General features: G+C 52.9%; 6 protein-coding genes and 1 rRNA gene. 5 read left to right on the top strand and 2 right to left on the bottom strand.

All coding sequences use genetic code 11. From position 1 onward, the window contains the following. Both rrf and eno read left to right on the top strand, forming a co-directional pair. A 5S ribosomal RNA gene (gene rrf / locus ACFCTO_RS06795) occupies positions 1 to 85 on the top strand; the annotation flags it as partial. Positions 86 to 745: 660 nt separating this feature from the next. Then, on the top strand, positions 746 to 2,041 hold the full coding sequence (gene eno, locus ACFCTO_RS06790) for a phosphopyruvate hydratase (protein WP_499876598.1): 1,296 nt from the start codon (positions 746 to 748) through the stop codon (positions 2,039 to 2,041). Here the strand turns inward: eno and ACFCTO_RS06785 are convergent. Then, positions 2,032 to 2,178 (bottom strand): winged helix-turn-helix transcriptional regulator, encoded by a 147-nt coding sequence (locus ACFCTO_RS06785; RefSeq protein ID WP_081638962.1) that lies wholly within the window; start codon positions 2,176 to 2,178, stop codon positions 2,032 to 2,034. The two genes, eno and ACFCTO_RS06785, sit on opposite strands and share 10 nt — an antisense overlap. A 135-nt stretch (positions 2,179 to 2,313) precedes the next feature. Here ACFCTO_RS06785 and ACFCTO_RS06780 point away from each other — a divergent pair, with 135 nt between their 5' ends. Further along, positions 2,314 to 2,517: a flavodoxin family protein gene (locus ACFCTO_RS06780; RefSeq protein ID WP_370843402.1), complete on the top strand. Its 204-nt coding sequence runs from the start codon at positions 2,314 to 2,316 to the stop codon at positions 2,515 to 2,517. A gap of 493 nt (positions 2,518 to 3,010) precedes the next feature. Here ACFCTO_RS06780 and ACFCTO_RS06775 read toward each other — a convergent pair whose 3' ends face one another. Then, positions 3,011 to 4,387, bottom strand: a complete 1,377-nt coding sequence (locus ACFCTO_RS06775; protein WP_499876597.1) for an amino acid permease — start codon at positions 4,385 to 4,387, stop codon at positions 3,011 to 3,013. A gap of 223 nt (positions 4,388 to 4,610) precedes the next feature. Between ACFCTO_RS06775 and ACFCTO_RS06770 the strand changes: the two genes are divergently transcribed. Both ACFCTO_RS06770 and ACFCTO_RS06765 read left to right on the top strand, forming a co-directional pair. Next, a complete protein-coding gene (locus ACFCTO_RS06770; protein WP_481325506.1) occupies positions 4,611 to 4,883 on the top strand; it encodes a heavy-metal-associated domain-containing protein in 273 nt (90 codons plus the stop codon). A 137-nt stretch (positions 4,884 to 5,020) separates the two neighbouring features. After that, positions 5,021 to 6,190 (top strand): iron-containing alcohol dehydrogenase, encoded by a 1,170-nt coding sequence (locus ACFCTO_RS06765; RefSeq protein WP_292282417.1) that lies wholly within the window; start codon positions 5,021 to 5,023, stop codon positions 6,188 to 6,190. The last annotated feature ends 70 nt before the right edge of the window (positions 6,191 to 6,260 follow it).

Genomic DNA, 6,260 nt, shown 5'->3' with positions numbered 1-6,260 from the left:
TCCCATGCCGAACACAGCAGTTAAGCCCGCAAACGCCGAAAGTACTTGGGGGGAGGCCCCCTGGGAGGATAGGAAGCCGCTGATTAAGGAAAAAAAGCACTAGCTTAGGCTGGTGCTTTTTTTGTTGTTAGCCGTCAGCAGTTAGCAGCTAGCAAGGGCGCCCACGTGGGGCGCCCGTTCGGAATAATGGGGGGGACCCATCATGCATGACAAGCGATGTGGGACGAGGCGGCTTCCTATCCGACCAGGGTTTCCTGGGATAAGCAGGGAACCGGTTTTGAAGGAGCTCTGCGACGCGCAAAACCGTGTGAGTCGCTTATGCCGAATCTCGTGACCTGATGGAGTGAAAGTATGCGGTCAGACAGAGATACCCTGGATTCGGCAGGAGAGGTGGGACAACCGCTAGTGCTTTTTTTGTTGTTCGTTGTTCGTGATTCGTTTTTGCGGCCTTATGGCCGCATCGTAGGGGCCGATCTTTAACCTCTCAGACCGCCTTTGGCGGTCAGCTCCCCCTATAAAGGGAGCCTTGGGCGGCCCGTCGCGAATAAATGGTGATATACATAACAGGTCCATGAGGCATGGTTTTACGAACTGCGACCGGCGGCCTGCGAACATACTCAATTATAATAACAGCGATTCTCATAAAGCATTATGCGAAAGGAGACTAATATTGTATAATATAGCTGTAAAGATACTGAAATTATGGTATTCGCTATATATTACTTTCGACAGAGGAGGTTTTACTATGAAAGATATCCGTATTGAACAAGTCGTTGGCCGGGAAATCCTTGATTCGCGGGGCAATCCTACGGTACAGGCCGATGTGTTGTTATCCGATGGGACTTTGGGCCGCAGCGCGGCTCCCAGCGGCGCTTCGACGGGGCAGTTTGAAGCCCTGGAATTGCGCGATGGCGACGCTCAGCGCTTTGGCGGCAAAGGCGTTACCCAGGCCGTCAATCACGTCAATACAATTTTACAGGATGTCTTGAGAGGGCAGAATCCTTTTGATACTTACGGTATCGACAACCTGATGATTCGTGCCGATGGGACGGAAGATAAATCGCGGCTCGGTGCCAATGCCATCTTAGCCGTATCGCTGGCCTGCGCCCGTGCGGCAGCTGCGTCCCTGGGGATTCCCCTCTATCGTTTCCTCGGCGGCGTCAATGGTAATTATCTGCCCGTCCCGATGATGAATATCCTCAACGGCGGGGCTCATGCTGCCAATACCGTCGATGTCCAGGAATTCATGATCATGCCGGCAGGCGCTCCTTCCTTCCGGGAAGGCCTGCGCTGGTGCTCCGAAGTCTATCATGCCCTGGCCGGTCTCTTGAAAGCCAAGGGTCTGGCTACTTCCGTCGGTGACGAAGGCGGCTTTGCTCCTGATTTGGCCAGCGACGAAGAAGCTATCCAATATATCCTTCAGGCCATTGAAAAAGCCGGCTATGAACCGGGCAAGGATTTCGTCCTGGCCCTCGATGCCGCTGCCAGCGAATGGAAGGGGCCAAAACCGGGCGTTTACGTCCTGCCCAAGAGTGGCCAGTCCTTGACGACGGACGAACTCATCGCCCACTGGCAGAAATTATCCCAGGCTTATCCCATTTATTCCATCGAAGACGGCTTGGACGAAGAAGATTGGGATGGCTGGACGGCCTTGACGAAAGCCTTGGGCCAGCGCGTACAGCTCGTGGGCGACGATTTATTCGTAACCAACACGAAGCGTTTGGCCAAAGGGATTGCCCAAGGCTGCGGCAATGCCATCCTCATCAAGCTCAATCAGATTGGCTCCGTATCGGAAACGCTGGAAGCCATCAAGATGGCGCACTGTGCCGGCTATCGGGCCATCGTTTCTCACCGTTCCGGTGAAACAGAAGATACATCCATTGCCGACCTGGCCGTCGCCTTGAATACGGCTCAGATCAAGAGCGGTGCGCCGAACCGCAGCGAACGCGTAGCGAAATACAACCGTCTCTTGCAGATTGAAGACGAATTGCGCGGCCAGGGCATCTATCCCGGCTTCCAGGCTTTCGGGATTCAGCGCTGAACGTAGTGATCCTGTCCCCACGTACAAACTTCATGTAGAATAGGCATCAAAGATTTCCCCAGTTCCGTCAGTCCATATTCGACTTTTGGCGGTACCTGGGGATATTCTTTTCTATAGAGAATGCCGTCGGCTTCCATTTCTTTCAAAAGGATGTGATATCGATTATGAAATTTTCCAGTTAGGGCCCCGGCCGATCCGCGACTGCATCGGCCCGCCGCGGCGGTACCACGGCTGCTGTCGATGTCATTCAGAAATATTTCGGCATTGCCAGCATGCCCATCGTTACCTCGACATATTGGAACATGGTCCATGGCATGACGCCGGACGAAGTACGCAAAGATTTGGAAGGGATGCAGACCATGCGCAACATTGGCCGCAACATGGCCTGGATGCTGAAGGGCTTTGCCAAACAGGAAAAAGAAACATCCTTTGCTGATCACGTAGAAACGACATATCGCACGGACTTCCACCATTAAAATATAGATGAGACGCAGTTCGCAGGCTGCGGTTCGCTCGGATTCAGATGCGGCTGCGCCGCGACAGATTCAAACTGACAACGACGCTTCGGGAAACCCTCAGCGCGTAGCGGGCCGCCCGCTGGGCTTGCTCCTACGGATGCGGTTGTGCGGCGACAATATCAAACTGATAACATCGCTTCGAGTACCCCTCAGCTCGTAAAAAAATGCCCCGACCGGGGCCTGCGTAGGGGCCAATCTTTAACCTCTCAGACCGCATTTGGCGGTCAGCTCCCCTATAAAGGGAGCCTTGGGCGGCCCGCTGTGATATTTGACCACAGCCTATTCAGAATGATGGTGAGCTTTTACGAGCCACGAACCACGAGCCACGAGCTACGGCTTTTTTCATGGTGATATACGTAACGGGTCAATGAGGCATGGTTTTGCGAACCACTAACTGCTAGACACTAACAACTTAAAAGGGCTTGTCGCATGTGCGACAAGCCCTTTTTTATTATTCTCTTACAATGCTGTGTTTACGGCTGTAGGCGTAGTAGACGATGAGGCCTAAGAGAATCCAGCCTGCGAACAGGATATGGGTCAGTGTCGACAGTTCATAGATGAGGTAGAAGCAGACGATGATGCCGACGGGAGCGATGAGGTAGAGCAGGGGGCAATGGAATTTCCGCGGGATTTCAGGGTGTTTGCGGCGCATGACGACGATGCCGATGAAGTTGACCAGGAAGACGGCCAAGGTCCCTGTATTGGACAATTCGACGATGTGCATGAGCGGGACGAAGCCGGAAATGACGGCGATGAGGATGGAGCCCCAAATGGTGATCAAATACGGTGTGTGGAAGGTCGGATGGATCTTGCAGAGCTTCTGCGGCAGCATGCCGTCGCGGGATACGGCAAAGAAGACGCGGGACTGACCGAAGAGATAGACGATGAGCGTCGTGATGATACCGGCCAGGACGCCGACGGCGATGAGGTTAGCCATGCCGGGCCAGCCGAGGAGACGCAGGGCATAGGCAACCGGTTCCGGTGTGTCGAGCTGGGTGTAATTGATGGCAGCTGTCAGCGACAGGGATACGGCAATGTACAAGGTCATACAGATGACGATGGAGGCGATGATGCCGATTGGCAGGTCACGTGACGGGCGCTTACATTCTTCGGCTGACGTTGCGACGGCGTCGAAGCCCATGTACGAGAAGAAGACGATAGCCGCCCCGCTGAAGACGCCGCGGACGCCGAAGGGCGTGAAGGGCGATAAATTAGCTACCTGGGCGTGAGGCGCTGCGATGACGACGAAGGCGATGATAGCCGCTAAAGCGACGAGGATAAGGGCAAAATTGAGTTTCGCACTCTGTTTGGTACCGCGGATGAGGACTAAGCACAATAAAAGGATAATAATGATAGACGGCAGATTGACCAGGCCGCCTTCAGCCGGCGTTTTGAGGAGATAATCCGGGATTACCAGCCCTAAAGAGGCCGTCATCCCCGACAGGTAGCCTGAGAAACCGACAGCGACGGCACTGGCTGTGACCGTATAGGCCAGGAGCAGGGACCAGCCGCAGAGGAAGGCCATGCCTTCGCCGAGGGAGGCAAAGGTGTAGGAATAGACACTGCCCGAAGCCGGGATGAAGGAGGAAAATTCACTGTACGTCAGGCCGACGAGGATACAGAGGATACCGGCAATGACAAAGGATAAGGCTACGCCCGGGCCGGCATAGCGGGCGGCGGCAATCCCGGTCAGGACGAAGACACCGGCCCCGATGATACCACCGACGCCGAGGAATGTCAGGTCAAAGACGCTGAGGTTTTTGCTCAGCTTTGAGTTTTCTGCATCGCTCTGAAGCTGGGCAACGGATTTCGTATGGAAAAACGACATAAAACACACTCCCCTTTTTTAATAAAAACAATAAAAAAGTTAAATTGTATAAACTTTTTGTTAAATACAGTGTACTATGATACAGCGAGTATTGTCAATATGTTTTATAAATATAGATTTGTGTATACAGTATCCTTTATCACCAATCTTGCAATATCGGCAAGATACGCTATAATATTGATGATGAGAATTCATAATAAAATGAAACAGAGGGGCGTGACTTATGGGATTTTTCAGCAATCTCTTCCATCACGATGATATTCAGGGGACGAAAAAATATATCTACATTACCGGCATGGTCTGCCAGAACTGCTCTAAGCACGTGACCGAAGCCCTTAAAGCCGTCGACGGCGTGGGCAAGGTCAAAGTTGACTTGATGCGCGGCCAGGCAGAAGTCGTCGTCGCTGATTCCGTGAGCGATGACACGTTGTTAAAAACCATTGTCAATGCTGGCTATGGCGTAACGGAAATTTCCTTGCGGCCAAAGAAAAATTAAAATATAAAATAGTCAGTTGATAAAAATAAAATATTATAGTATAATCGGCTTGTAAATTAAATTTATTCATGACAATGGAGTCTTACCCGCAAGTGGATAAGACTCTTTTTTATTCCCAGTATAGGAGTGGTGTTATCGTGTCTTTTCAGATGTTTGTCCCTACGAAAGCGTTATTTGGTGCCGGTCAGCTCAATCATTTGCATGAACAGGCCCTTCCCGGCAAGAAAGCCCTGCTGGTCATTTCCAACGGGAAATCGACTAAGGTCAATGGCTATTTGGATCGGACGGAAAAGGAACTGCATACAGCCGGCGTCGAAACGGTCCTCTTCGACCAGGTCGAAGCCAATCCCTTGAAATCGACTGTCATGCGCGGCGGCGCCATGGCCAGAGAAAATCAGTGTGACTTCATCGTCGCCTTAGGCGGTGGCAGTTGCATCGATGCGGCCAAGGGGATTGCCGTCGTCGCCACCAATGACGGCGATTTGTGGGACTACATCACCCAGGGCACGGGCAAGGGTAAACCCATTGCCATCAAGCCCCTGCCTATCGTCGCCATTACGACGACGGCCGGGACCGGCTCGGAAACCGATGCCGGCGGCGTCATCACCAATGAAGACACGAATGAAAAGACGCCCGTCAAAGGGCCGTCCTTGTTCCCGGTCCTGGCCATCATCGACCCGGAACTCATGGCGACGGTACCGCCGAAGTTCACGGCCTACCAGGGCTTCGATGCCTTGTTCCACAATATCGAAGGCTATCTGGCCAATAAGGCCAATCTCATGAGCGAAATGGTCGCTTTGGAAGCCATCTCCCAAATCAGCGCCTACTTGCCGACAGCCGTCCAGAATGGCATCGACATGAAGGCTCGGGAACGCGTGGCTTTCGGCAACTATCTCGGCGGCTTGGAAATGTGCCTCAGCTCCAACATGAGCGAACACTCGCTGGAACATGCCCTCAGCGCCTATCACCAGGCCCTGCCCCACGGCGCCGGCCTGATCATGATCAGCCTGGCTTATTTCTCGCACATGATCGACATCCACGTCTGTGACGACCGCTTCATCATCCTGGCCCGCCATATGGGGCGTCCGGATGCGGCCAAACCGGAAGACTTCCTCGACGCCCTGAAAGAATTGCAGGAAAAATGCGGCGTCGCCAACCTCAAGATGTCCGACTACGGCATCAGTCCCGATGAATTCCATAAAATGGCCCATAATGCCAAGACGGCCATGGCGGGATTATTCATGGCCGACCGCATGCCCATGAGTGAAGAAGACTGCGTTGCTATTTATCAGGCATCGTATCGCTAATTTGCTAAAGTGTTGTAAATACAACGACCTTTTGGCCGAAAACAGGGTATACTATAGGCACAGTAAGGAA

Source organism: Megasphaera indica, from assembly GCF_046614755.1.
In the GTDB taxonomy this organism is placed as follows: Bacteria; Bacillota; Negativicutes; order Veillonellales; family Megasphaeraceae; genus Megasphaera; species Megasphaera intestinihominis.
Note: the sequence above shows the minus strand (reverse complement) of the source record. Positions and strands in the feature narration are given on the sequence as shown.